Annotated in this window: 23 protein-coding genes; 16 read left to right on the top strand and 7 right to left on the bottom strand. The window is 39.0% G+C overall.

The window, feature by feature from the left end:
* Nucleotides 1-39 precede the first annotated feature (39 nt).
* From TSP02S_RS06965 to TSP02S_RS06950, 4 genes are all read left to right on the top strand, one after another.
* On the top strand, nt 40-1056 hold the full coding sequence (locus TSP02S_RS06965) for an L-threonylcarbamoyladenylate synthase (RefSeq protein WP_041082970.1): 1017 nt from the start codon (nt 40-42) through the stop codon (nt 1054-1056).
* A gap of 162 nt (nt 1057-1218) precedes the next feature.
* Nucleotides 1219-2559: a magnesium transporter gene (gene mgtE, locus TSP02S_RS06960; RefSeq protein WP_041082968.1), complete on the top strand. Its 1341-nt coding sequence runs from the start codon at nt 1219-1221 to the stop codon at nt 2557-2559.
* A 705-nt stretch (nt 2560-3264) separates the two neighbouring features.
* Nucleotides 3265-3612, top strand: coding sequence for a cupin domain-containing protein (locus TSP02S_RS06955; protein WP_041082966.1), 348 nt, complete (start codon nt 3265-3267; stop codon nt 3610-3612).
* Nucleotides 3613-3672: 60 nt separating this feature from the next.
* Nucleotides 3673-5679 carry a methyl-accepting chemotaxis protein gene (locus TSP02S_RS06950; RefSeq protein WP_041082964.1) on the top strand — a complete coding sequence of 669 codons (2007 nt, stop codon included), beginning with the start codon at nt 3673-3675 and terminating at the stop codon, nt 5677-5679.
* Here the strand turns inward: TSP02S_RS06950 and TSP02S_RS06945 are convergent.
* Entirely contained in the window at nt 5638-7308 is a 1671-nt protein-coding gene (locus TSP02S_RS06945) for a GGDEF domain-containing protein (RefSeq protein WP_041082962.1), read from the bottom strand. The genes TSP02S_RS06950 and TSP02S_RS06945 overlap by 42 nt on opposite strands.
* Nucleotides 7309-7491: 183 nt before the next feature.
* On the opposite strand from TSP02S_RS06945, the gene TSP02S_RS06940 reads away from it, so the two are divergent.
* The 7 genes from TSP02S_RS06940 to argF are packed head-to-tail and all read left to right on the top strand — an operon-like array spanning nt 7492 to nt 14749.
* Nucleotides 7492-8685, top strand: coding sequence for a metallophosphoesterase (locus TSP02S_RS06940; protein ID WP_041082960.1), 1194 nt, complete (start codon nt 7492-7494; stop codon nt 8683-8685).
* A gap of 10 nt (nt 8686-8695) precedes the next feature.
* Entirely contained in the window at nt 8696-10330 is a 1635-nt protein-coding gene (gene argS / locus TSP02S_RS06935; RefSeq protein ID WP_041082958.1) for an arginine--tRNA ligase, read from the top strand.
* Between the two features lie 4 nt (nt 10331-10334).
* Entirely contained in the window at nt 10335-10829 is a 495-nt protein-coding gene (locus TSP02S_RS06930; protein ID WP_041082956.1) for a hypothetical protein, read from the top strand.
* Nucleotides 10768-12063: an adenylosuccinate lyase gene (gene purB / locus TSP02S_RS06925; protein ID WP_041082954.1), complete on the top strand. Its 1296-nt coding sequence runs from the start codon at nt 10768-10770 to the stop codon at nt 12061-12063. Before TSP02S_RS06930 ends, purB begins: the two co-directional genes overlap by 62 nt.
* Nucleotides 12060-13262 (top strand): adenylosuccinate synthase, encoded by a 1203-nt coding sequence (locus TSP02S_RS06920; protein WP_041082952.1) that lies wholly within the window; start codon nt 12060-12062, stop codon nt 13260-13262. Before purB ends, TSP02S_RS06920 begins: the two co-directional genes overlap by 4 nt.
* Nucleotides 13263-13275: 13 nt before the next feature.
* A complete protein-coding gene (locus tag TSP02S_RS06915; protein ID WP_041082950.1) occupies nt 13276-13794 on the top strand; it encodes a nitroreductase family protein in 519 nt (172 codons plus the stop codon).
* 13 nt (nt 13795-13807) lie between these two features.
* Entirely contained in the window at nt 13808-14749 is a 942-nt protein-coding gene (gene argF / locus TSP02S_RS06910) for an ornithine carbamoyltransferase (RefSeq protein WP_041082949.1), read from the top strand.
* Between the two features lie 42 nt (nt 14750-14791).
* On the opposite strand, the gene TSP02S_RS06905 is transcribed toward argF, so the two are convergent.
* The 3 genes from TSP02S_RS06905 to rocD form a co-directional block, all read right to left on the bottom strand.
* On the bottom strand, nt 14792-14995 hold the full coding sequence (locus tag TSP02S_RS06905; RefSeq protein WP_041082947.1) for a cold-shock protein: 204 nt from the start codon (nt 14993-14995) through the stop codon (nt 14792-14794).
* 182 nt (nt 14996-15177) lie between these two features.
* Complete coding sequence (locus TSP02S_RS06900) at nt 15178-16212, bottom strand: hypothetical protein (RefSeq protein WP_144380741.1); 1035 nt, start codon at nt 16210-16212, stop codon at nt 15178-15180.
* A 64-nt stretch (nt 16213-16276) separates the two neighbouring features.
* On the bottom strand, nt 16277-17632 hold the full coding sequence (rocD, locus tag TSP02S_RS06895) for an ornithine--oxo-acid transaminase (RefSeq protein ID WP_269763771.1): 1356 nt from the start codon (nt 17630-17632) through the stop codon (nt 16277-16279).
* A gap of 85 nt (nt 17633-17717) precedes the next feature.
* Here rocD and TSP02S_RS06890 point away from each other — a divergent pair, with 85 nt between their 5' ends.
* Complete coding sequence (locus tag TSP02S_RS06890; protein ID WP_041082941.1) at nt 17718-18689, top strand: phospholipase C/P1 nuclease family protein; 972 nt, start codon at nt 17718-17720, stop codon at nt 18687-18689.
* Here the strand turns inward: TSP02S_RS06890 and TSP02S_RS06885 are convergent.
* Genes TSP02S_RS06885 through TSP02S_RS06875 form a run of 3 tightly spaced genes read right to left on the bottom strand, consistent with a single transcriptional unit; the run spans nt 18686 to nt 21460 of the window.
* A complete protein-coding gene (locus tag TSP02S_RS06885) occupies nt 18686-18997 on the bottom strand; it encodes a prepilin-type N-terminal cleavage/methylation domain-containing protein (protein ID WP_041082939.1) in 312 nt (103 codons plus the stop codon). The two genes, TSP02S_RS06890 and TSP02S_RS06885, sit on opposite strands and share 4 nt — an antisense overlap.
* Nucleotides 18994-20955, bottom strand: coding sequence for a hypothetical protein (locus TSP02S_RS06880; RefSeq protein WP_041082937.1), 1962 nt, complete (start codon nt 20953-20955; stop codon nt 18994-18996). The genes TSP02S_RS06885 and TSP02S_RS06880 overlap by 4 nt, the downstream gene beginning before the upstream one ends.
* A gap of 4 nt (nt 20956-20959) precedes the next feature.
* On the bottom strand, nt 20960-21460 hold the full coding sequence (locus tag TSP02S_RS06875) for a type II secretion system protein (RefSeq protein ID WP_041082935.1): 501 nt from the start codon (nt 21458-21460) through the stop codon (nt 20960-20962).
* A 164-nt stretch (nt 21461-21624) separates the two neighbouring features.
* Between TSP02S_RS06875 and TSP02S_RS06870 the strand changes: the two genes are divergently transcribed.
* The 4 genes from TSP02S_RS06870 to TSP02S_RS06855 are packed head-to-tail and all read left to right on the top strand — an operon-like array spanning nt 21625 to nt 26535.
* On the top strand, nt 21625-22344 hold the full coding sequence (locus tag TSP02S_RS06870; RefSeq protein ID WP_041084215.1) for a response regulator transcription factor: 720 nt from the start codon (nt 21625-21627) through the stop codon (nt 22342-22344).
* 3 nt (nt 22345-22347) lie between these two features.
* Complete coding sequence (locus TSP02S_RS06865) at nt 22348-23613, top strand: sensor histidine kinase (protein WP_041082933.1); 1266 nt, start codon at nt 22348-22350, stop codon at nt 23611-23613.
* Complete coding sequence (locus TSP02S_RS06860) at nt 23600-24892, top strand: thymidine phosphorylase (protein WP_041082931.1); 1293 nt, start codon at nt 23600-23602, stop codon at nt 24890-24892. Before TSP02S_RS06865 ends, TSP02S_RS06860 begins: the two co-directional genes overlap by 14 nt.
* Nucleotides 24889-26535 carry a phosphodiester glycosidase family protein gene (locus tag TSP02S_RS06855; protein WP_041082929.1) on the top strand — a complete coding sequence of 549 codons (1647 nt, stop codon included), beginning with the start codon at nt 24889-24891 and terminating at the stop codon, nt 26533-26535. Before TSP02S_RS06860 ends, TSP02S_RS06855 begins: the two co-directional genes overlap by 4 nt.
* Nucleotides 26536-26544 lie beyond the last annotated feature (9 nt).

The raw sequence follows: 26544 nt of genomic DNA, 5'->3' as shown, positions 1-26544 counted from the left end.
ACCACATGTAATGGTAAAGTAAAGATTGGAGGGAGAAAAATGACAATGTTGATCAAAGTAGATCCACTCAAACCAGCCGAAGACGTTCTTCGTAAAGCTGCTGATTTGATAAGAGAAGGTGGTGTAGTTGCATTTCCCACAGAAACTGTTTATGGCCTTGGGGCAGACTGTTTTAATATCTCGGCTGTGCTGAAGATTTTTCAGATAAAAAAAAGACCTGCAGATAATCCTTTAATTGTTCATATATGTGACAGAGAACAACTGAAAGATCTTATAGATCAAGATTACCAAAAGGCTTCAACAGTTATGGATACTTTCTGGCCCGGTCCAGTAACTCTCATATTTAGAAAAAAACCTGTTGTCCCTAAGGAAGTTACAGGAGGACTCGAAACTGTAGCAGTCAGGATGCCAAGTCATCCGGTAGCATATAAATTATTGAAATTGAGTGGTACACCCATAGCAGCTCCAAGCGCGAATTTATCTGGTAGACCCAGTCCGACGAGAGCTGAGCATGTGATAGAAGATCTTTACGGCTTAGTCGATGCGATTGTTGATGGAGGAGAGACTCCATTTGGAATAGAATCGACTATCATGGATTTTTCAAGAGAGAGACCTATCCTTTTGCGCCCAGGTCCTGCCACGATAGAAGAAATCCAAAAACTCATACCAAATCTCGAGATTCCCGAATTCCTTTTGAAAAAAGTGAACGAACCTGTTAGACCACTTTCACCAGGTATGGCTTACAGGCACTATGCTCCCGAGAAACCACTAATCCTTGTCATAAATGAGAATAGACTCGATGAAATACTTTTGAAATACCCAGACGCGCCAGTTATCTGTCCGCAGGAGATGATTACAAGGTTCTATGGTAGAAGGACAATTGTCCTTGGAACTCTGAAAGAGCCATTCACGATCGCTCAAAATCTTTTCCATGTGCTCAGAACTGTAGATTCAGTTGCAACAAAGGTGGCAATCGCTGTTGGTTTTGAACCAAAAGGAATACTCTTCTCTGTCATGAATCGCTTGAGAAAGGCAGCATCTGAAATCATTGAATAATTGTAACTTCACGGTGTGAGTTTTTTAAAGATTTTTCTTAACACAACTGCCCGTCAGCGCGTAAAATATCAATGTAAGACTATTTTTGAGGAGGTGAGTTGCTTTGGAAAGCACCAGTAGTTCCTTTAGTCTGCCGCCATAAATACTCGAGGAGGTGATTCGATGAAAGTGAAAGTCCAAGTTGACATCAAGAGATTTATTGAAAGTGGAGATTTCAGAACACTGAAAACGATATTAACTCAACAGGAACCTGCCGAAATACTTGAAATGATTGAAGAACTTCCACCAGATGAAAAAATAATTGTGTTTCGTCTGCTTCCCAAAGACCAGGCAGCTTTGGTCTTTAGTGAACTTGAGACCGATGATCAAATGGCGTTGATCGAGCTATTCAAAGAAGAGAGACTCAGAGAAATAATATCCTCAATGGACCCAGATGATAGAGCAGAACTCTTAGAAGAAATGCCAGCAAATGTTGTGAACAAACTGCTTTCTTATTTGACTCCAGAAGAAAGAAAAATCACTTTGTCTTTGCTCAACTATCCTGAGAACTCTGCAGGCCGTTTGACAACACCAAAATGTCTTGAACTGCACTTGGGTATGACCATCAGCGAGGCCTTGGAGAAGATCAGGAAGGAGGGTAAGGACAAAGAAACGGTTCATCTGATGCCTGTGATAGATAAATCCAGAAAATTACTTGGCACCATAGAGTTGCAGGACTTAATTTTTGCAGAACCAACATCTTTGGTTGAACAAATCATGAATTCGGAACCTGTTTTTGTCTACGCAACCACAGATCAGGAAGAAGTTGCTCAGATAATGAGAAAATATGACTTGTTTGTTGTACCAGTTGTGGACAGTGAGCAACGTCTGATAGGAATAATTACGATCGATGATATCGTAGATGTGATAGATGAAGAAGCGACAGAAGACATTCAAAAGATGAGTTCTATTGTTACCACGGAAGAACCCTATCTTCACGTTAGTGGATGGAAATTGATTTTCAAAAGATTGCCGTGGCTTGTGGCTCTACTTTTGATTGAAAGTATCAATGGAAATGTAATAGCAAAATTCGAACATTTCCTTGCATCTTTGCCAATAGTTGCTGCCTTCATGCCGACCATGATGGACACTGGCGGTAACATTGGTTCACAAATCTCAGCGCTTGTCATAAGGGGTATGGCACTTGGTGAGATAAAATCAAGAGATTGGTGGAAGATCATATTGCGTGAAATATTAATTGGTTCTGTCCTTGGAATTTTGCTTGGCTTGACTTTGTTTTTCAGATCAATGATGATTAGTTCCTCTATAAAAGTTGGTTTTGCGGTTTCCTTGGCTTTGACAGTTGTCGTAATTTTTGCAAACACCATAGGTGCTTTTCTGCCATTTTTGGCGCGTTTGGTGCGTATAGATCCGGCATTGATGGCTGGTCCTTTGTTGACAACTATAGTTGATGTTGCAGGGATTGTAATGTACTTCATGATAGTCCATCTGATGCTTGGATGATCTATCGAGCAAGGAGTCTCCATCTTCTAAAAGGCGGAGTAGTTCACCAAAAAAATAAGGGAGACTTTATCGTCTCCCTTATTTTCCAAAAGTCGACTTTCTTTTTGTTTCTTTCTTGTGTTCATTTTGAGTTTCAGATAAGTCTCTAATTTTAGATAACTCAATCCTTTTAAAAAAACTTGATCTTGATTAAGAATATCCTTATGTATATAGTCCCTGACATAGTTTTCTTTTATAAAGGTTAGAGTTTTATTAATATCTTTTGGTTGAATCTACAATCAAGCGAAAGATTAGACCTATGGCAATATACGATGGGGTATTTTCCCAGGATCCTGGTTGGCGCCTTCCATTATATAGTATACGATTTTTTGTTTGTAACAATTTCTTGTTTTTGCCTTTCTGATGATACTTTGGTATAGAAAACTCAATGTATCTTGCTATTCATCGCTATAACGGAACTTTGTTATAGCTAACTTTTAGAAGACTGCCACAGGTCTTTTATATATTGATTTTACGAACAATCTGTTTCATAAATTTTTGAATGCCATATCAATTACTGAGATTTTTTCCTTGGTTCGACTCATCTGCTGTATAATATACACAATAAGTTCAGCCGTGGGCGATTATCAACCCAAATTCAGTTTTCGAAGAGTCCAATCACTTGATTTCTCTAAAGAGTATGGAATCATAGTTGGAGGTGATCGCATGGTTATAAATGCACACTCAATGCGTACAGAGAAAATCACCAACATGCGTAATGGCAAGGGGGAAGTTGAGATACTTCATTTGGTTGAAAAACAATTTCTTTTTGGAAAGTCAAGGCTTTTTGCAAAATTATCTATCAAACCAGGATCATCCATTGGAACACACAAACATGAAAATGAATTTGAAATTTTCTATGTGCTCTCTGGCAAGGGTCTTTTCAATGACAATGGCAATGCAATACCTGTACAAGCAGGTGATATTTGTTTCACAGCACCTGGTGAAACTCATTCAATCGAAAATACTTCGCAACAAGATCTTGAGATTTTAGCCATAATAGTACTTGTGTAGATCGTGATAGAATTATGGTAAAAATATAACGAGATGAGTACTTTAAGGAGGGATTATGGAATGAAATCTGTACGATCAAGAATACTATTTTGGTTCTTAACAAGCACAATCACATTGCTTATTATTTTAGGAATATTTATTTATTTTCAGACACAAAACACGGTTCTACCATTGACAAAAGAGCTGAGCGCCGAGGTAGTGCGTGGAAATGCCGCAATGGTGAGTGAATGGATCAGTGGTAGATCACTCGAATTGAAAGCCATTGCTCAGAGTAGTACAATGGACTTTCTTGTGACTGCTACTTATTGGGTTGCTCAGCAGTTGTCAGAAAAACTCAAAGACAGAAAAGATGTGTTTGATACATATTTTGTTTGTGATTACAAAGGTCAGATGTGGGAAACAGATAGTGCAAGTATAGTCTCATTTGATGCGACGAATAGAGAATTTTTCAAAAAGATTGTTGGACAAAATCAACCGACTTTTATAGGGGAGGTTCATCAATCACCTTTGACTAAAAAGAGCGTTTTTATGATTGCACACAAAGTTGTCGACAGCTATGGAAATGTAGCAGGTATCTTTGGTGGTACGATCTCTTTGGATAAATTGAGTGATATGACTTCACAGATAAAGATGGGGCAGGTAGGTTATGGTTGGATTGTGGATGGAACAGGTCTTGTACTTGCTCATCCACAAAAAGATATCGTACTCAAATTGAATGTTCTTGCCAGTTCAAAGGAAGGTTATTCAGGTCTTGAAGAACTTGGAAAAAAGATGATTCAAGGACAGACTGAATCAGGTTTAATTACTCTACCTGACAAAAGTAAGGCATTTGTATTTTTTACACCGATCAATGGTAGTCCTAATTGGACACTTGGCATGTCGATTCCAGAAAGTGACCTTATGGCGCGTGCAAATACGTTGTTGAGAGTTATGATAATCGTCATAGCTGTCATCATTGGTATAGTGGTACTCGTCTCGTTCATCGTTGGAAACACGATCTCTAAACCTATCAAAATTCTGGCGAAAGGCGTTGAACAATTCGGCGGTGGTGATTTAACAACCCAGTTCCAGGCAAAGGGTAAAGATGAGATAGCTCATATGGCATCAGCCCTTAGCTCAATGGCAGTCTCATTGAGAGAATCTATGCGATCGGTGAAAGACTCTGCCAATACAATAGACAGCTTCTCCAAAGAACTTGGACAAATTGCACAGCAGAGTAGCGACATAGCGAGTAAGCTTTCATCAAGAGCAGAGGAGATAAATAAGAACATACAAAATGCTTCTGCCTCCATACAACAGGTCAGTTCTGGTGTGGAAGAAGTAGCAGCAAGTGCTCAAAATGTTTCAAAATCAACCCAGCAATTGAGTGAAAGGGCAGAAAGAGTTACTAACTCCGCAAAGGAAGGAGAAAAAGCCATAGAAAAAATCGTTGAGATCGTAGCCAGAGCAAAAGAGAGAGCAGATCTTACAACTAAGACTGTCGGAGGTTTAACTGAAGACGCAAAGAATATCGCGACAATTGTTGAAACGATAAATTCTATAGCAGAACAGACAAATCTACTCGCACTTAATGCAGCAATAGAAGCGGCAAGAGCTGGTGAAGCAGGTAGGGGCTTTGCAGTTGTTGCAGATGAGATAAGAAAGCTCGCAGAGCAGAGTAAGTCTGCCACCGAAAATATAGCAAATATATTGCGAAAGATTCAACAAAGCGCAAAAGATGCCGATGAACAGACCAACCAAACGGCAAAGGTCGTGGATGAAGCCAGTGAACAAGCATCTGTTGTAGGTAAGCGATTAAAAGACATTTTGTCCGAGGTAGAATCAATGGGTAGTATGGTTGAATCGACGGCTGCAAGTGCACAAGAACAAAGTGCAGCTACTCAGGAAATGGCCAGTGCAATGGACAATGCAACAAAGGCTGTGACCAGTATCGTGCAACAAGTTGAACATATGTTGGAATTGGTAAAAGAACAGACTGATGGTGCACATAGAGTTAGCGAAGCAAGCGAACAACTGATGGAGATGTCAAGGAGATTGATCGAAGCGCTCGCGAGATTCAAAATTTGAGTGGGGGCTTTGCCCCTGCTTTTCCTTTTTCTGGTTGTACATCCTCTCATCTGCCAGCTTTATGATTTGATCAACATCTGCAGGTTTATCAGGATCAATCTCAACTAAGCCATAACTTATTGAAATATCAAAATTTTTTAAACATTCTGGTTTTTCCCTCTGTAAATTTTGGACTATTCTGTCTAATACAGACTGCGCCTGTTCTTTAGAAGTATGAGGGAATATAATGAGAAATTCATCGCCCCCGAATCTCGCAACTAAATCTGATCTTCTCACATGTTCTTTTACGATGTCTACCACATGACTCAAGAGTTTATCACCACATAAATGACCAAGTCTGTCGTTCACAAGCTTAAGATGGTCCACATCAAAATAGCACACACTGAGTTTTGAAGTCAAATCTTTGAGATAATCTGAAAGAAAGCTGATTGCGGCTCGCCTGTTATAAACACCAGTAAGTTCATCGGTCAAAGCGAGTTTTTCAAGTTTTTGCTGAAGTTTGTCTCGTTCTTCAATATTATGTTTTAAGATGAGAGTAAATTCTTCTTTGAGTTTGAGCTGCTCGTTCAGATTCTTCACCAGTTCATCATATTTTTCTACCAAAAAGTCTATCTCGCGTATACCGGTTTTTTGTGCAATTTGGGATGAGTTTGTCAAGTGGCTAACTACTCCATCGATCATTTGCTGTATCTTTTTGGTTGTAAAATAAATAATCAATATAGAAAACATCGTTATTACAAGTATTGTGATATTCAAGACCCAGAGTAAATGTTTCTTGAAGCTAGAGAATGTCGAAAGGTCCATCTGAATCTTTATATTGAAGCCCACCGGAAGATCTTTTGGAGTCCATTTTCCATAAATAGCCTGCTTCCATTCACCAATATTGTTGACAATAAAAGGCTGATTATCGAGCCTCAAAAAATACTCTCTATCTACATCTGTGACTTTAAATGTCGGCAAAACTGGCGCCAGACTTTCGTTGTAAATTGATATTTCTGTTATGAATACAAACTGTCTTTTTAGGTTATCAAGCAATTTAACCAGTTGATCTAATTGCTCTCTTGGTATTGAAAAACCCAGTTCGAAGAGATACCCATTCGATAACTTGATATAAGAATAGAACCTTGGATTTCCAGTACGAACCTCGTATGTCAGTGGATCAAAATGTTTTTCAGATACTCGTAAAGATTGCAGCTTTTTCCAATAACTGGCCTTTTCTGTCAAATCTACACCTATATCTGTTGCATAGTTTGTTCTTTCGATTATTCCGAGTGGGTTTATCAGATACCAATTTGCCAGTGTAGCATTTGTTCCAAGAATTTTTTGAAATTCTTCCTCAATTCGTTGATCTGTCGCATCTGGTTCTCTTTCAAAAAAAAGATAGATCCTGTCCAAAAAGTCATCTAAAAAATGAGAACCCAATCTATAGAATGATTTCAAATTCTCAATCCAATTATCCAATGACCAAATCACAGCTCTAAAGGTTGAGGCACAAAGATCCTTAGACACTCTTGAGCGGTAATAAGTATCAAAGGTGAGAGCTGCAGCTAATATTGATAAGATGAAGATGGAAACCAATAACCAACTATACCTGAATAAATAAGCCAATAAGCTACGTGGTTTATTCACGCTATCACCACATTGTATATATTTAAGTTGTCAAAATTATTTTACCACAATGTCATGATGGAAATGAATCTCTTCTCAAAACTGATTCTTGATTATCAACATTTTCCGTTTAAAAACACGGTGTATAATTACCAAAGGAAATATTCTTCGCAATAGCCGTAATATTTGCGAGGTAGAAAATCGGTGAAAAGACTTTTCCTGAGTGATTTGCATATTGGAGACGGTTCGGCAAAAGATGACTTTGAGTTCGATGCAGAACTTTCAAATTTGATAGTTGATTTCTCACAGCATTCGGATGCTGAAATTATTATTGTAGGAGATGGATTTGAGATACTCGAAAGTCGTGCGGTGAAGGAAATGGGACTGGTACCATTCGATGAGCTCAGCACAAAGCTCGATGGATCTGTTATAGATGCCATAGCAAAAAAACATCCCCTTGTCTTTGACGCTTTCAGGGAATTTGCGAAAAACCACAATGTGTTCTACGTTGTTGGAAACCATGATTATTATCTATTGTCGAACAGGCTCTTACGAGAAAGATTGGTTGAATTGTTAAATGTTCAGGTCATACCGTATTATTACAATCCAGATACCGGGATTCTGGCCATTCACGGAAACCAATTTGACATAATAAATAAATTTGGATACGATAAGAAAAACAATTCACTTGTTCCACCGCTTGGTGATTACATAGCGAGATATATGATGTTCTATTTCGATGAGTATGTACAGGCACTTGCACCATTTGAGGTGACACGTGATTACGACAACGTAAGACCAGCTTTAGATGTCTTTCACTGGTTTGACAGAGCTGTCGAGGTCTATGACCTTGGAGTTGATATACTCGAATTGTGGATCAGCACCTTTTTACAAATGATGAGAACATCAGAGGCAAAATTTTGGATGAAAAAGAATTTTCCTGTATTGCATTGTTTTTCAAAACTCTTTCTCAACAGAGTTGGTGGAATGAACCTGGGGTCATTCTTGGTAAGAGCAACGATGAGGATCAGAAACTTCAGAAAAACAGATTATCTTTACAAAGTTGCTAAGCAAATGCTCAAGGGTAAAAGATCACTTGGTAAGGAAGATCTACTTGGCTATTGCGATCAAAAACCTGAAATAGAAGAACTCAACGGTGTCATATTTGGGCATATTCATCATAATTGTCTTAGAATTATTCCCCACGATGGCCAAAACAAGTTTTACATAAACTGTGGTTCTTGGAGGCCTGTGGTTGAAAAAGTGAATGGTAAAAAGAAGTTTGGTTTCCAAAGAAAGGCAGAGTTGTTTTATGCAATCATTATAGATGATCCAGGTAGTGACCTTGAAATAATAACAAGTGTCACAAATAAGATGAATCGTAATAAGACATTGTGAGGTGATTTTCTTGCTTAGAGAACTTTTAAAAGCAGAACTTGCAAAAGCAATTGAGAGAATTGTTGATCAGGCCTACAATTTCGAGGTAGATATTGCACCTGAAGGTTTTGGGGACTTTGCAACAAATGCCGCGTTGGTAGGTGCTAAATATGCCAAAAAACCACCAATGCAATTGGCTGAACAGCTACGTGAGGAATTAAAGCAGAGCGATTTGTTCGAATCGATCGATGTCGCAAAGCCAGGTTTCATGAACTTTGTCATGAAAAAATCAGCACTGCTGAAGGTACTATCAAAGATAATAGAACTTGATGAATATCCTTTGAATAAGATTGGATCAGAAAAGATCCAGTTTGAATATGGTAGTGCTAACCCAACAGGTCCATTCACCGTTGGTCATGGAAGGCAGCTTGTCATAGGCGATGTTTTGTCAAATGTTTTTAGAGAACTTGGCTATCAAGTGACAAGAGAGATGTATATAAACGATGCTGGAAGACAAATAAAACTACTTGGAAGATCGTTATGGGTTCGATATAACCAGATTCTTGGTGTAAAAGATGTCGACATTCCTGAAGACGGTTATCGCGGCCAGTACTTAATAGATATCGCCAAAAAGCTTGTCGAAGAACAAAAAGACAAGTACAAAGAAAAGTGGGATGACGAGATCTCACAATTTTTTGAAAATTATGCCGTTGAAAATATTCTTCAAGATATGAAACACGATCTTTCAGAACTTGGATGCTCTTTCGATGTTTACTTTTCTGAAAAATCCTTGGTGAGAGATGGAACAGTGAACCACATTCTCAAAATCCTTGAAGAAAAAGGCCATTCTTACTGGAAAGATGGGGCTCTGTGGTTCAAAGTTTCCGATTTTGTAGATGAAGATGATAAAGTGTTGATAAAAAAAGATGGAAGTCTCACTTATTTTCTAACAGATATCGCATATCACTACAACAAATACAAGAGGGGATTCTCAAAAGTCTACGATATATGGGGCAGTGATCATCATGGGCATATTCCAAGAATGGCGGCGGCAATGAAAGCCCTTGGAGTAGAAGACGGATTTTTCAATGTGATCTTGCACCAGTTTGTAACACTCAAACGCGGTGAAGAAATAGTGAGGATGTCAACAAGAGCCGGTGAATTTGTAACCTTGCAAGAGCTCCGAGAGGAAGTCGGAGTTGATGCCACAAGGTACTTTTTTGCGATGATTGATCCAAATACTCACATGATTTTTGATCTGAATCTTGCAAAGGAAAGATCCTCAGACAATCCTGTGTATTATGTTCAATATGCACATGCCAGAATCTGTAGTCTCTTCGAACAAGCAAAAGCCAAAATGGTTCAATTCAAAAAAGGTGAAGACGTGGAACTTTTGTCTGACAAATCAGAATTTGATTTGATAAAAAGAATAGATGCATTCGAAGATGCCCTTAAAGATGTTGTACGAACTCTATCGCCGAGTAAATTGACTCAGTACCTTGAACAGCTCGCGTATGATTTTCACAGTTTTTATACCAAGTGCCTCATAGTCGATCGAGATAATCCCAAGCTTTCCAACGCACGTCTCAACCTATCTTATGCAACGATGATAGTGCTTAAAAAAGGATTAACACTGTTAGGTGTAAGCGCACCAGAAAAGATGTGATATCATGGCAAAGCTGTTGTTTTCTGTTGCTGCGATAATCTTATTGTATTTGTTGAAATTCGATATGCGTAGTTTGATAGTCTTCACGGCTTTTGTGATTCCGACATCGATTTATTTTTTCATAAGAAAATCCAGAAAGCCAGATATATTACACACCATCACATTGATTTTCACAATAGCAGCGATGATACTACCTAAGCTCAGAGGCAGTGAAATCATTTCAATTACACCATTTTATATTGCTTTAGTTGTCAGCGTTTTATATGACCTTTTATACACTACGAAATTTTGGTATCCCATTTGGATTTTATTCTGGGGTTGTACGGGATTTGGACTTTTTGAAGTCGTAAAAATAAAATTGGCAGACAAATCTTGGTTGATCTTTCTGGTAGTGGCTCTGATAGGTTTACGTGATCTATTTGAGAGGAGGAAGTCTTGTGGTGGAAAGGTATGCTCTCTCACCGATGAAAGAACTATGGGACCAAAAGGCGACGCTTGAAAGATGGCTCAAAGTTGAATTAGCAGTAATGGAAGCTTATGAAAAAACCAAAATCATACCACAAGGAATGACACACCAGGCAGAAAAAAACGCTGTGATAGATCTGAAACTCTTCGGTGAATATGAAAAACAGACAGACCACGAAGTCATAGCCTTCGTGAAGATGGCAACAAGTAAGATGGGACCTGAAGCCAGATTCTTTCACTATGGTTTGACTTCCTCCGATGTGATAGATACTGCACTCTCTATGACACTTGTAGAAGCCTGCGATATACTCTTGGAACAAATGAAAGAATTACTCAAAACATTGTGGAAACTCGCCTTAGAACACAAACATACCTTAACGATAGGCAGGACACATGGCGTTCACGCAGAGCCAACAACCTTTGGCTTGAAGGTATTAAATTGGTACTCAGAAACAAAGAGAAATTACGAGAGACTACTTTTCACAAGAGAACAAATCAATTTCGGTAAAATAAGTGGAGCGGTTGGCAACTATGCAAATGTGCCACCAGAGATCGAAAAACTCGCATTAGAAAGACTTGGCTTAAAACCTACACCTGTATCGAGTCAGATTGTCAACAGAGATCATCACGCATTTCTAATTATGATTCTTGCACTCATAGCCAGTGGGATTGAGCGAATAGCAACTGAGATAAGGCATTTGCAAAAAACAGAGGTACTCGAAGTCCAAGAGCCATTCAAAGAAGGGCAGAAAGGTTCAAGTGCCATGCCTCATAAACAAAATCCGGTGCTCTGCGAAAGATTATGTGGACTTTCCAGAATGATGAGGTCTTTTGTCTCGGTTGCTATTGAGAACAACGTATTGTGGCACGAAAGAGATATTTCACACTCTTCGGCTGAACGATATATTCTGCCAGATGCAACTCAGACATTGTATTATATGTTAGTCAAATCTCAGTATTTGCTTGAAAATCTGGTTGTGTACAGGGAAAACATGATCAAAAACATTGATATAACACATGGTTTGATCTATTCACAACGATTGATGTTAACCTTAATTGACAAAGGGCTTTCCCGAAACGAAGCATATGATCTTGTTCAGTCCTTATCTTTGAAGTGCTGGCAGACAAAGGAAGATCTCAAAAATCTGGCAAAAAACAATCTCAAGATTCTCACCGATGAAGAAATAGCATCTGTTTTTGATCCAAATTACTATTTAAAACATGTTGATGAGATTTACAAAAGATTTGAAGGAGAGTGTATACAGTGAAAGCGGCAGTGATAGGACTTCAATGGGGCGATGAAGGAAAAGGGAAGATTGTCACATATCTTTCAAGAGATTTTGATTGTGTAATTAGATACTCTGGAGGAAGTAATGCCGGTCATACTGTGGATTATGGGGATTTCAAAGTCGTACACCACCTTTTGCCGTCTGCAGATTTGAAAAAACGGAAAATGATGTACATCGGACCGGGGGTTGCCACGGATTTTGATGTGTTAATCGATGAAATTGAACAAATTGACCAATTTTTGCCACATGCGAGATCTTTACTCAGGATTTCCAAGCAAGCTCATGTGGTAATTCCTGTTTACAAAGAACTTGATGAAAAGATAGACAAATCGCGTCTTGCTGCCATAGGTACAACCAGAAGGGGTATAGGTTTGTCGTATGCAAATCGTGCCCTTAGATGTGGTCTGAGGATACAAGACCTTGAAGATACTTCAAAAGCCAAAGGTCTCATAGAAGAACTGTCTCGTATCTGGCAGGTAGATGTCAATGCGCAGAAGATCTTGGAAGAACTGATGATAAGATACAGCAAAATCCATGATCTTCTAATAGACAGCCTCAAAGCTGTGAAGAATCTGAAAGACAAAGATCTTTTATTCGAAGGGACCCAGGGGGTCTTGTTAGATGTAGATGTAGGCACCTATCCATATGTGACTTCTACAAATTGTTCAAGTACTGGTATACAAGCTGGTTTTGCCTACCCAATTAAGATAGATCAAATTTATGGTGTTATGAAGGCATATACTACAAGAGTAGGTGAGGGACCATTTCCCACCGAATTAAGAGGGGAAGAAGGAGAAAGACTTCGTAAACTCGGCGGAGAATATGGTGCAACAACAGGCAGACCAAGAAGATGTGGCTGGCTTGATCTTGTTTTACTAAGATACGCTGTTGAATTAAGTGGATGTACATCACTTATTTTGACAAAGGCTGATATTCTTTCAGGTTATGAAAAAATTCCAATCTGTGTCGCATACAAAATCAACGGGAAAATCTTTGAAGAGTTGGATAATCTTGAATTCATTGATCAAGTAGAACCAGTTTATGAAATATTTGATGGTTGGAAGACTTTACATTCAAAGGAGTTTGAAAGATTCGTGGCAAAGATCGAAAAGGAAATTGGTGTAAAGTTTTCTCATATTTCTACAGGCCCACGAGTTGATGAGATAATCAAAATCTGAGGGGGTGAGGTCGTTGGAATTACTCGAGGCAATTAAAACGAGAAGGAGTATAAGACATTATGAATCAACTGATGTACCCAAGGACACAGTTACACAAATCTTGCAACTTGCTCTAAATGCTCCAAGTGCTGGTAATAAACAGCCATGGAGAATTCATGCCGTGCACAATGCTACTCTGAGAAAACATCTGAGTGATGCTGCTGGTGGTCAACTATTTTTGATGGAAGCTCCTTGGGTCATTTGCGTCATAATGGTACCAGAAGAAAGCGCGTCCAGATATGGTGAGAGAGGTAGAACGTTGTATTGTATACAGGATACCGCAGCGCTTGTTATTCATATCATGTTAATTGCCAGAAATTTTGGATTAGACACTTGTTGGGTAGGTGCATTTGATGAAAAAAAGGTGGGAGAGATTTTACAATTACCCGCTGGTCAAAGATGCGTTGCGATGATTCCCATTGGATACGCGGCGGAACCAAGAAAAGACCGTCCAAGGAAAGCTTTGAATGAAATAGCAATATTTCATGAATGAGGGAGGTAAGCACATGGCAGTCAATTTGACAGGAAGATCGTTGTTAACATTACTCGAGTACACACCCGAAGAAATTGGCTTCTTACTCGATCTCTCGGCACAGGTAAAGAGAGAAAACAGAGCCAAGGTGACTCACAGGAGATTTCTGGGCAAAACGTTGGCGATGATCTTTGAAAAACGTTCTACAAGAACGAGATTGGCTTTTGAGACAGCCTTTGCAGAAGAAGGTGGACATCCGATTTTTCTGTCGATTCAAGATATTCAACTTGGAGCGAAAGAGTCTATTGAAGACACAGCGAGAGTACTTGGACGCATGGTCGATGCAATAATGTTCCGCGGTTATAAACAAGAGACCGTTGAAGCATTGGCAAAATATTCTGGTGTACCTGTATACAATGGTTTAACTGATGTATATCATCCAACGCAAGTTCTTGCTGATTTGATGACAGTTCAAGAAGCCTTTGGAAGATTGAAAAATATAAAACTCGTTTTCATGGGTGATGGAAGAAACAATATGGCAAATTCGCTTATGATAGGTTGTGCAAAGATGGGAATGCATTATGTCATATGTTCTCCAAGGGAACTCAAACCAGAAGAGAATCTGCTGAAGACTTGCTTGGGTGTTGCTCAAGAAACAGAGGCAAGAATTGAAATAATTGAAGAACCAGAAAAGGCTGTCGAAGGTGCCGATGTTATCTATACAGATGTCTGGGCATCGATGGGAGAAGAAAGTAAACAGCAAGAACGTGAGAGATTGCTCAGACCATACCAAGTGAATGATAATTTGATGAAGAAAACAGGCAAGAAGGAAACCATCTTTTTACACTGTCTTCCAGCTGTAAAGGGACAGGAAGTTACATTCGAGGTCATAGAAGGAAAACAGAGTCGAGTTTGGGATGAAGCAGAAAACAGAAAACATACAATAAAAGCGCTGATGATCGCTACGTTGCTTTAATAAAAAACGGAGCCGATCGGCTCCGTTTCAATTGTGTTCGATTCAGTTTATTGGAACTACATTGACTGCTTGAGGCCCTTTATTTCCTTGCTGGACTTCAAACTGAACTCTCTGACCTTCCTTGAGTGTTTTGAAACCATCACTCTTAATTGCAGAGAAGTGTACAAATACGTCCTCTCCACCTTCCTTGGTGATAAAACCGTAGCCCTTCTTTGAATCGAACCACTTAACTGTACCTTTGAACATACTGATTCCTCCTAAACTTTGGCGGTCATCCGCCGGCGTTGATTTCATAATAACACAGTTTCATCTTTGAGATTCGAAAAAATAGAGAAAATACAGCCATGCAATTATATTGTTACATAAAACCTTGAAACGTCGTTAGAATTCAAAAATACCACAGTAAAGAGTTCTTGAAAGAATCATCATCATCTGGTGATCAAGAACAACAAAATATCATCTGATGTATATGGATTTTCAGTACTTGCAACAACAAGAAAGTTACTATTTGAAAGAAGTAAGATCTGACAAAAGTTCTGATCATTATTCATTTGTATGATCTCTTTTTGGAGAATCTCACCTTGGTTGTCAATAATTAGATAAGCTAAGTCTTTTCTGAATTGATCATTCCAAACTTCTCCGTATATCACAAAAAGATCTTTGTTGTTCGAGCTTACAATACCTTTTACAATAAAATCTGCACTGGGGTCGATAGTTTTTTGATAAATTTTTTGACCTCGAGAATTTACTTTGATGAGAAGAGTTGAGTTATATTTAGTGAAAGAATTTGAAGGACCAACCACCATAATTCCGTCTTTTGCTTGGGTAATTCCAATAGCTCTTTCCCAGCCAGGACCACCAAACGCTTTCCACCAAGTTATATAGCCGTTTTGAAACAAATGGACAACCAAAAAATCAGCCTGGCCAGAACCATAGCTTTCAGTTGAGCCGACACACAAAAATCCATCGTTTAATTCACAGAGATTGCTGAACCATTCATCTGAAGAACCACCAAAAGTCTTGCTCCAAATGATCTCAAGATTTTCGTCTAATCTAATTACTAAAGCCTGATACCAATTACTTCCGATAGTTTTATGACCACCAACAAGCAGATATCCATTTTGCAGAGTAACAACACACTCGGCCCATTGATCAGCTCCTGAAACAGGTAGGATCTTTTCATTAACCACATTCAGTTGCTCATCTAACAATGCAATTTTGATCTTTGATTGTCTTTGCAAAACTTCATAACCTACGAGTATAAAACCATTATCCATTGCTCTTTTAACACAATTGAGCTTTGTGAATTTGAGCTGGTTGAAAAAATGTATACTCTGTAATTCAAAGGTCTTGCTTAAATTCAGCACGAAAATATCGTTCGTATCCATTTGCTGAGCGAAAACCACAAAATCTGTTTGTGTCTCAAAACAACTAATAACTCGTTCCTGACCAGGTAAAGCCAACAAAAAACTGTGAGCAGAATCAAATGCCCACAGTTTAGTAAGTATCAGGCAACAAAGAAGTGATTCAATTAATCTTTTTTGAGACATTCTTGTTGTGAACAGGTTCTGTGAGAACTTTTGAGATTCTCTCGAGTGCCCAGTCTATTTCTTCTTTACTTATCACGAGTGGAGGAGCAAATCTCACAACTTGATCATGAGTTTCCTTACACAATATTCCGAGTTTTGCCAGTTTCTCACAGAAAGGCCTGGCCGTTCCGTATTCTTTCTTGATTTCAACACCTATTAGGAGACCTTTACCACGAATCTCTCTAACATATTCACTTTCAATAGCTTTGAGTTGTTTGATGAAATAATCACCGAGTTCTCTTGCCCTGACATCGAGTTTTTCTTCTTCGAGAACATCTATTGCTGCGATTCCCACCGCCGCCGCGAGCGGATTTCCACCGAATGTTGATCCATGATCGCCAGGTTTTAAAACACTCATTATTTCATCGTTCGCCAAAACAGCAGAAACAGGATACACTCCACCGCCGAGAGCTTTTCCCAATATCAAAATGTCTGGCTTGGCATCCTCCCATTGCCACGCAAACATCTTCCCAGTTCTACCAAGACCTGTTTGGATTTCGTCGAACATTAAAAGAACTTCATATTTTTTTGAAATTTCCTTCAGTTCTCTGAGATAACCCTCTTTTGGTACTCTTACACCACCTTCACCTTGGATGGGTTCTATTAAAATTCCTATAGTACGTTCATCGATCAGACTTTCAAGTGACTTTGCATCGCCAAATGGAGCTGTTTTGAAACCAGGTGTGTAAGGTCCAAAACCATCTCGGTATTGATGTTCAGTGGAAAACGAGATTATAGTTATTGTTCTTCCGTGAAAATTGCCTTCTACTGTTATGATGTTTCCATCATTCATGGGGATACCATGCTTATAGTAAGCCCACTTGCGTGCTATTTTTAAGGCGCTTTCGACAGCCTCGGCTCCAGTGTTCATGGGGAGCACTTTGTCATAACCTGCAAATTTTGCCAATCTTTCCTCAAATCGGCCGAGAAGATTGTTGTAAAAGGCCCTTGAAGTCAACGTGAGTTTACCCATCTGATCCGTTAAAGCTTTCATAATTTTGGGATGGCGATGCCCGTGGTTGAGAGCTGAGTATGCCGAGAGCATGTCAAGATATTTATTTCCTTCAACATCCCATACCCAAACACCTTCTCCTTTTTCGATGACAACCGGGATTGGTTTGTAATTGTGTGCTCCATACCTATCTTCGAGTTCCATGAAATATGAACCAATCATTCTAACCCTCCTTTGTAGCATTTCTGTTACTTTCCTGTATAATACTACCATTATTCCCATATTTGGCAAAATCCGGCAATCTTTGACTATGCTTGGCAATCTTTGGCAATCTCTTTGCATTGTTCTGATTCTCTCTCTTTCTTACTTATGCTCTCTTATGCTCAGGTATGCTAACTTATGTGATAGGATAATAGAGGGTGTTAATATGAAGAAGATCTTCATCATGATGGTACTTGGTTTTCACTGCTTGATGACTTTTTCTTGGTCTGCTCATGAAGTGCTCACCTACTTGCTAATTAAAGATTTTCTTCCAAACAGTGACAAATTGGTTCAAATAACTTCGTACAATTACGATGAAAAACGAGTTTATAACAAAGATTCTCTCAGACTTGACGACTATTGTGGAGAATTCATAAAATCCTGTTCGCTGAGGGATATATGTTACCTTCCACCAGATCCAAAACCAGTTGATGGAAAAGTTCCTGTTTGGCAGATATTGATGGTGTACTCAGTTGAGCCAGATTTTGGCATGGACGAAGGTTTACAACTTTCACCTTTACAAGATATGATTGGTAATAGCCAAGGTGTTAGGCACATGAAGTACAACATAGCGATCTTCGAATTCTTTGAGGGAAGTCAAAGTTTTTACTATTTTGTAGACATGTCTCGGCAAGCATTTAAGAAAGGCGATGAATACTGGGGATACCGTTTCTTGGCAAGGGCACTTCACTACCTTGAAGATCTATCCATGCCTTACCACAATGCTCCTGGTCCATTTTTTGATACTCTGAAAGCGATTACAGATAAACAAATGGCTCAATTACTTTCGAATTCGCATTACTCCTATGATGAGTATTTAGCATATCTATTGTATGATTATGATCAAGATGCTGTAGATGCCATAAAGCAAGCCCAACCTGAAAATTCCAGGCACTTGCGCCAACTTATACAAAAAGTTCGCTGGCTTGGTCTGAGTAACATCGAAAATGTTGACAAACAATTGAGAGTAGTCTACGAAGATCTTCTCAAAGAAAGAGTTCTTACAATCTCTGATTATGTTGCTCGTAAGGGTGATCTTCAGACATTAAAAAAAGTCACGATTGATATCATTTCAAGATTCTCGTCCTTAGCTCGTGGATTCTTGATGAGTTTTTTGAAAGAAGTGGGACAGATTTAAAACCTGGGATCTTTCAATGTATAAACATAACCTTGAGAAACTGATCTGACTTCAATCGAATCGAAGAACGCATAAGCCCCAACAAGTTGATAATTGAGAACTTTGTCGAGGGTATTGACTAAATTTCCCGAAGTTTGTCCTGCAAAATTTGAGGTTACTTGATTGAAAAATGTTGCAGTTTTTGTAAGAACTTCGTTTGATTTCGAAAAACTTCTTACAGCTTGGTCTGCTGATAAGATCAGTATGATTAGAGCTATAGAAATGATTGCAATGCCAATTATCAACTCGATCAAAGTATACCCTTTCATCTAAGTCTCAGCCCTTCAAGTAAAATAGCTCCAGTCATTGGAGAAAAACCTCTCTTTGCTGAATAGAGTCGGTTATCAAAAATATTGAACTCCTTTAACTCTTTGTTCCCACTCCAAGTTGCTGTGACAGCTTCAGATGCAATTGAGCCGAAAACGACTCTGTAACTCAAGCCTTGGAACTCTTTATAATCCACCTTTAAGGTTGGAACCAAGACCTGATTACCTTGACCTGGCTTTCGATTTCTATCCCAGTACATGGTGAAAATGCTCATATCCATGCGAAGGTTTCTGATGCCTGATCCTGATATGTAACCATTATGCCAAGGTGTCTCTATGTCCCCTGTCGTTATCAAATTTATATGATCTTTGGTGCCAATTTGAGCAAGTTTCTTATACCACGCATCCCAAAAGGTTTTTCCATCGATCGATTCAAGTGTTTGGCCACCACTTGCAAGCCTAAGTCTTCCTTTTACATCTTTATTATTAGGAATGGGGGTTCCATCTGCGAAAAATGGATCCATGAAAACCTCATAGCTTTTACCCTGATATTCAACGGTCATTTTTGTATCGTCTCTTGTACCATAATATTCTATATCTCCATAAATTTTAACTGTATCCCAAGGAGTTTGTTCCTCTTGCATACCCTTGTTTCCCATTACCAATATCGTCCAATCTCCCATGAAGATATTTTTAGTCCACGTGTCTTTTATGCCAATTCCAACTGAAGAATTGGTGGTTTCACATAAAAGGCCCAGAAAACCATTAAAAGACGGCATTGACGATGTATATCTTGTACTCTGTTTTGAAACGGTTTCGGTGGCAACAATTGTAACGGGTACATTTGGTGGTCCTGGAAATGGAACAATCAAATCAACTTGGTATTCTTTATTGTCTTTCTTAAAATATCCATCTGGTCCGGAAAATTTAATTATCTGCACATCCCTATCGTTTATCTTCGAGATCGATGAAGTAATTACTAAATCATCTGCTTGTGTACTGGGGAGTTTGGAATATGTCAAAATAATGCCAGTAGGATCTTGTGGAACGTTGATATCTCCTCTTGCAAGATCAACTATGTCCACTTTCCCAAAACTTGAAAGCTGTGCTTCCCAATACACTTTGCCCTGGTAAGCTGATTTAAAAGCATTCACATCAGCTCCACTGAGAGTCACTCGGCCACCGACGAAAACATCGCTCTGCTTTGCTGGTGAAACAAGATAATCACGAAGTAATCTATAAAAAGCCTTGCCGTAGAACCTTGGCCCAACTCTGCCCCCTATTCCCAGCCCACCGCTTCCTTTATCATCCACTCCAAACCAACTGGGACCATCTATGACCTCGCCATCACTATAGTACGTTCCAGAAGGTATACCATTTGGTAAGAACACGGCATAGTTGAAAAAACCTTCGGGACCAACGAGTGCCCATGCCCATGATCTGCCAACATTTGCGCACAATAAAATTAACCAGGATCGATCGGTGGTTTCTGAAAAAGCATAAACGCGTATTTTTGAAGGATCTATTTCTATCAACTGTTTTGCTTTACTGTCGATCAATGCTCTTTTCAAAGGTGAGTCGCTGTTATTTGTAAGTTGTAAAAGATTCTTGATTGCCAAAAATTCTACATCAGAGCTACCATTGTAAAAACTCTGCCAAATGGTTTTCTCAACGGGTCCTGAACTGTTGATGATAACACTCTTTGTCTCATCAAAGGCAGATTGGACTGTCAAATGATCAGCAAGGTAAAACCCATTAGCCACACTGTACTTACTTCTCAAATAAGCGCCAGCAGTTGCGATAACTTTTATCGCGTCTGATTTTTCTCTCAGTGTTTGTATAGTCAATGAAACCTTTCTTATAGTGGCTTCTATTTGAGTAAAAATTGCGACTGAAACAATGGCACATACTGCAACAAGTAATATACTAATTACTATTATGTACCCATTCCTCGCTGCCATATACTCACCTCACTCCAGGTGGATAGACAGTGAATTCCATGCTCAAAGTTGAATCAATACTGAATGGGTTGGGAGTACTCACAATCAGCTTTAACGGAAGATCGATATCACTTGATTGACTCATTTTTGAAAATTTTACAACTATATTCTCAATTGGAATTGTCTCCACTTGATCGTTTTCATAATAATTAAACTTGGTATTGTCTACTATTTCCAATGAAGCATTAATTTTTTGTCCTGCAATAATTATATCAAAAGTAACTTTTGTGGCTGACTCTAATTTCATGGAGTTGGCTGGTCCTGAGGCTTTTATTAAATATTCATTGATTTTATCGGCAGTTTCGGTGAGCCTTCTGAACGAATCAAGCAAAGCTATGTTCTTTTGGGCTTTGGTCAAATAGTTGTTGAGAACAAGTGTAAGTATGGCAAGAAAACTGGAGAAAATCGCAAGGACAATTAGTAATTCTAAGAGAGTGAAGGCCTTGAGAGTGAAGGCCTTTTTCAACCGAATCCCTCCATGATGTTTCATTATAGCACGCACTACTTAAAAATTGATATGGTCAAGAATCCATGTTACAATTTTCAAGGTTTCTGTTATAATGTTAACACGGTGTGGATTTCAAAGCTGATTTTTTCCAAGAAGGAGGTGTACCCGAAGAGGGTGTAGATATGGCGAAGAAGAAAATTCTTGTCGTGGATGATGATCCATCGATCATTGAGTTAGTGAGCTACAACTTGGCTCGCGAAGGTTATGATGTTTTGAAGGCTTACGAGGCTGAGGAAGCATTGAAAGTAGCAACAAATGAAGCAGTGGATATGTTTATCGTCGATATCATGTTGCCGGGGATGGATGGATTCGAGCTTGTTAGGCAACTGAGGGGTACAGAGAAATACAAGAATACGCCTGTGGTATTTCTCAGTGCTAAAGGTGAAGAGTTTGATAAGGTCTTGGGTTTAGAGCTTGGTGCTGATGACTACATTACCAAACCATTTAGTATCAGAGAGATGATCGCAAGAATCAAAGCAGTCTTCAGAAGGATTCAACTCAGTGTTCAGGAGAGAGAGGAAAGACCGAAGAAAATAATTGCAAAGGGATTAGAAATCGATGTTGAAAGGTATGAAGTCAGAGTGTACGGACAGAAAGTCAGCCTTACACCTCTGGAATTTGAGCTGCTCAGATTCCTGGCAGAGAATGAGGGGAAGGTCTTCAGTAGAGATGTTCTACTCGATAAGTTGTGGGGCTATGATTATTACGGCGATACGAGAACCGTTGATGTTCATATCAGAAGGCTTAGAACAAAGATAGAAGAAGATCCATCCAATCCAAAGTACATAATCACTGTAAGGGGTAAGGGATATAAGTTCAGAGATCCAGGGAAGGAAGAATAGTAAGTGATAATTTTCCTGTCAGTCCTGATAAGTTTTATCGCAGTTATATTCCTTTACGCTGTGATTCGGGATAAAACAATTAGGAATTTTAAGCGTTTTTTCGTAAGGGTGGCGGAGTTGGTAAATGTTCCAGATGATTCGCCACCTTCTTATGTTTTGGAAACATTGCGAAAGACTATAACCAATTTGGAAGACGAACTTGCCATGGCTCAAAAAAGCAGAGAAAATACCATGACGCTCTTGGACAACATAGTTGATCCAATTCTTTTTGTCGATAGTAGCACTGGAGAGATACTCTTTGCAAATACAGCGGCGCAGAAAATAAGTCGACCTATAGTTGCTACGAAGAAAATCTATGAAGCACTTGAAGATTATTATCTCATCGAAATGTTTGATGAGACTGTGAGAAGTTGGCAAGTTCAAGAAGGTAATGTGATAATTTACGTTGAGGGCAGGAAAAGGTATTATTCTTGTAAAATGATACCGGTTTTACTGCCTAAGGGTGAGAAAAGAGTAGTCATATTATTTCATGATATGACCAAAGAATATGAGCTCAACGAGATGAGACGTGAGTTCGTTTCTAATGTTTCCCATGAACTCAGAACTCCTCTTACCTCAATACATGGCTATGCCGAGACACTCTTGAATGATCCTGAAATGGATCCCGATACCAGAAATAGATTTCTTACAATAATAGAAAACGAATCTGCCAGGATGTCAAGGTTGATAAATGATCTCTTGGATTTGGAGAGATTGGAATCTGGTGAGGCACATTTTGATTTTCAGAAAATCGATCTGTGTTCAATAGCAAAATATGTGATGTCGATTGTCGAACCTCTCTCTAATGATTACGGTGTCAAAATCAGTTTTGATTGTCAAGATGTAACAGTCACTGGGGATCAGGATAGATTGATCCAAATGCTCTTGAATTTGGTTGATAATGCGATAAAGTATACGTCATTGAAAGATACAGGTGAGAAAAAGGTCAAGGTTTCGATCAGTAAATCAGAATCACATGCGATTATAGAAGTATCCGACACTGGTCCCGGTATGCCACAGGAGGCGCTCAACAGAATATTCGATAGATTTTACAGGGTGGATAAGGGTCGCAGCAGGAAGATGGGTGGTTCTGGATTAGGCTTGTCAATAGTGAAAACTATTGTTGACAGACACGATGGAGAAATTTCTGTGGAAAGTGAGCTTGGTGTTGGAACAACTTTTACTGTGAAGATACCCCTTAAAAGGAATGAGAATAATGAGAATGTATGACATTATAAAAAAGAAAAGAGATGGTTTAGAGCTTACATCTGAGGAGATAGAATTCGTTGTGGATTCATATGTTTCTGGAATCATACCAGATTACCAAATGTCTGCTCTATTGATGGCGATTTTTCTCCGAGGCATGAATCAAAGGGAAACTTACGATTTGACCATGAGTATGGCAAGATCCGGTGAAATGATGGACCTCTCGCCAATTGATGGTATAAAGGTGGATAAGCATTCAACTGGCGGCGTCGGCGATAAAACAACACTCATTGTACTTCCAGTGGTTGCCGGTTTTGGTGTCAAAATCCCAAAGATGTCTGGCAGAGGGCTTGGACATACTGGTGGGACCATAGACAAGCTTGAGTCAATACCAGGTATGAGAACAGAGTTGACAAAACAAGAATTCTTTGACATTGTCAAGAAGGTTGGTTTTGCTATCGCAAGTCAAACTGGGAATCTCGTACCCGCTGACAAGAAAATCTACGCCCTTCGAGATACAACAGCTACAGTTGATAATATATCCTTAATTGCTTCGAGTGTTGTCAGTAAGAAACTTGCAGGTGGTGCCGATGCAATAATTTTTGATGTTAAGGTCGGTTCTGGTGCATTTTTAAAAGATATTGATCGTGCAAAAGAGTTAGCACAACTGATGATAAATATACTCAAGAGATCAGGTAAACTTTCGAGAGCTGTTTTATCAAATATGGATCAACCACTTGGACGAATGGTAGGAAATTCTTTGGAAATAATAGAGGCGATCGAGACTCTTAAAGGTAACGGTCCAAGTGATTTGACAAAATTGTGTGTTCACATATGCTACGAGATACTCGATCTTGTGCATATAGATGTATCAGAAAAACAGATCATGGATGAGATTTTTTCTGGGAAAGCCCTTGAGAGATTCGCCAAGTTTGTAGAAGCCCAGGGAGGAAACCCCAAGATTGTAGAAGATTACAGTATATTACCGTTAAGTAATGAGACCGTCGAGGTTAATTTGAACAAATCTGGTTATATAGGTAAGATAAATACAGAACTTATAGGGATCGCCTCAATGGTACTTGGTGCTGGTAGATCCAAAAAAGAAGATACCATCGATCCGGGAGTGGGTATAGAGGTTCTCAAGAAAATAGGGGATTATATACATTTTAATGATCCAGTTGTTCGAATGTATGTATCTAAGAAAAGTGATGTCGATTTGGCTATTAAATTAATACACGATGCCTATGAAGTTGTCGACCAAAGTGTAAAACCTCACGAGATCTTGCTTGGGGTGATTGAATGAAAGTTATAATTCTTATATTACTCGCTTTGAGTGTATTGACTTTTTCACAAGTTTTAATCGGCATAAATGGTAATTTTGCCACGTTACAAGAAAGTAATGGGTTCGTGGAGTTGAGATCACTGGACCAAATTGGAGCTTCGTTTGTTATATCGGAAAAATCAGGTAGAGCTTATTTTATATACAACAAAAAAATCACGATCATTGAAAAAAATGGCACAGTCTCGGTCGATTTTCTTGACGTCTATCCCAAAAGTGCAATCTACACAAAAGACAAGGTAATGATAGATATTGATCTTTTCTCAAAGATCATGAATGTCAAAAAATACGAAACCGCAACTGGTCAGATAGCTTTGCTCGACAGTGTTTGTATTCTCACATCGGTTAATTTTTCGCAAAATGAATTAAGATTGAGTTTTCTTGGTTTTCCATTCATCGAAATGATGAAGGTGAGTACACAAAAATCAAAGATCTTGATTCAGCTTGCACCTTGTCTTTCAAATCTTCCTTCAACGAATGCTGTCAAAATCAGTCAAGATGGGAATGTAACTTCATTGGAAATCACATTGGAAAAAGATGCTGAGCCATCTGTCACTGTTAAGATTGATCGTAGTTCTATGACTCTGGGTTTGAGATTTCCACAAGTTGGCAGAGAAGTAATCGCTGATGGTGTCTCGTGGGAGCAGAAAGTCGAAAAAATTGGTGGTAAAGATATGATTGTAAACTATCTCTGGATTGATCCAAATCTTGTGGAATTAAAACCTCAAATTAGCGGTGGTGGTATAGGAACCTTTGAAAGTGTTGAAAAGATGGTTGCGAGAACAGGTGCTGTAGCTGGTATTAATGCGAATTATTTCGATCCGAATACTGGTCTTCCAATAGGTCTGTTAATTGTCAATGGTAAAATACTGTCGTTGCCATATGGTAATAGACCTGTTTTTGTCCAAACCGAATCCGGCTCTGTGTACATTGCAAGAATGTATTTTGACTTGAATATACGAGTTGGGCAGTTGTTATTTCTGGTAAAAGGTGTGAACACAGTGGCACAAGGAGAGGTTTTGATCTTCACACCGGAATTTGGCATCACGATACCACGTCGTGATGGTATGATTTATTTCAACGTTGTTGAAGGGAAGATAAGTGGCTATGGTTGGTCTGCTAAAGCACCTCAAAATGGCTATATATTGGCAATATCGGCTAACTATGAAAAGTATTTACAAGGAATACAGATAGGTGATAAAGTCGACTATGTTATAAATACTGATTTTCCATATCCAATAAAACACGCTGTCGAAGCTGGACCTTTGATTCTTTATTCAGGTGCACCAATACCAGACCGAAGTGATGAGAAGAACCGATATGGTGGTAATATCGCTCGAAGTAATGCCACAAGAACTCTTCTTGCAACACTCAGTGATGGTAAGGTTGTCTTAGCTGTGATAAATGATCAAAATGGTTCTGGGGGTGTGAACTACGATGACTTAGTTGAATTCTGTATGAATAAAGGGTTCTACTCTGCCATGAATTTTGATGGAGGAAGTTCATCGGTGATGGTCATAAGAGATCAGGTGGTTAGTAAGACTTCTGCCGCTTGGACAAGGGCAATACCAGTTTCCTTACTTGTTATCAAAAAGAACAATAAATGAAGTTGGAGG

The sequence above is a fragment of the Thermotoga profunda AZM34c06 genome (assembly GCF_000828675.1).
GTDB classification, from domain to species: domain Bacteria; phylum Thermotogota; class Thermotogae; order Thermotogales; family DSM-5069; genus Pseudothermotoga_B; species Pseudothermotoga_B profunda.
The sequence above is the reverse complement of the archived record's forward strand: the minus strand, read 5'-3'. Positions and strand labels throughout refer to the sequence as shown.

Coding starts and splice junctions, on each gene's coding strand:
- TSP02S_RS06950 (WP_041082964.1), top strand. CDS start 3,673: ATGAAATCTGTACGATCAAGAATACTATTTTGGTTCTTAACAAGCACA.
- rocD (WP_269763771.1), bottom strand. CDS start 17,632: ATGCAAAGAGATTGCCAAAGATTGCCAAGCATAGTCAAAGATTGCCGG.
- TSP02S_RS06880 (WP_041082937.1), bottom strand. CDS start 20,955: ATGGCAGCGAGGAATGGGTACATAATAGTAATTAGTATATTACTTGTT.
- TSP02S_RS06930 (WP_041082956.1), top strand. CDS start 10,335: ATGGCAAAGCTGTTGTTTTCTGTTGCTGCGATAATCTTATTGTATTTG.
- TSP02S_RS06905 (WP_041082947.1), bottom strand. CDS start 14,995: ATGTTCAAAGGTACAGTTAAGTGGTTCGATTCAAAGAAGGGCTACGGT.
- TSP02S_RS06870 (WP_041084215.1), top strand. CDS start 21,625: ATGGCGAAGAAGAAAATTCTTGTCGTGGATGATGATCCATCGATCATT.
- TSP02S_RS06885 (WP_041082939.1), bottom strand. CDS start 18,997: ATGAAAGGGTATACTTTGATCGAGTTGATAATTGGCATTGCAATCATT.
- TSP02S_RS06890 (WP_041082941.1), top strand. CDS start 17,718: ATGAAGAAGATCTTCATCATGATGGTACTTGGTTTTCACTGCTTGATG.
- argF (WP_041082949.1), top strand. CDS start 13,808: ATGGCAGTCAATTTGACAGGAAGATCGTTGTTAACATTACTCGAGTAC.
- TSP02S_RS06965 (WP_041082970.1), top strand. CDS start 40: ATGACAATGTTGATCAAAGTAGATCCACTCAAACCAGCCGAAGACGTT.
- TSP02S_RS06955 (WP_041082966.1), top strand. CDS start 3,265: ATGGTTATAAATGCACACTCAATGCGTACAGAGAAAATCACCAACATG.
- mgtE (WP_041082968.1), top strand. CDS start 1,219: ATGAAAGTGAAAGTCCAAGTTGACATCAAGAGATTTATTGAAAGTGGA.
- TSP02S_RS06855 (WP_041082929.1), top strand. CDS start 24,889: ATGAAAGTTATAATTCTTATATTACTCGCTTTGAGTGTATTGACTTTT.
- TSP02S_RS06860 (WP_041082931.1), top strand. CDS start 23,600: ATGAGAATGTATGACATTATAAAAAAGAAAAGAGATGGTTTAGAGCTT.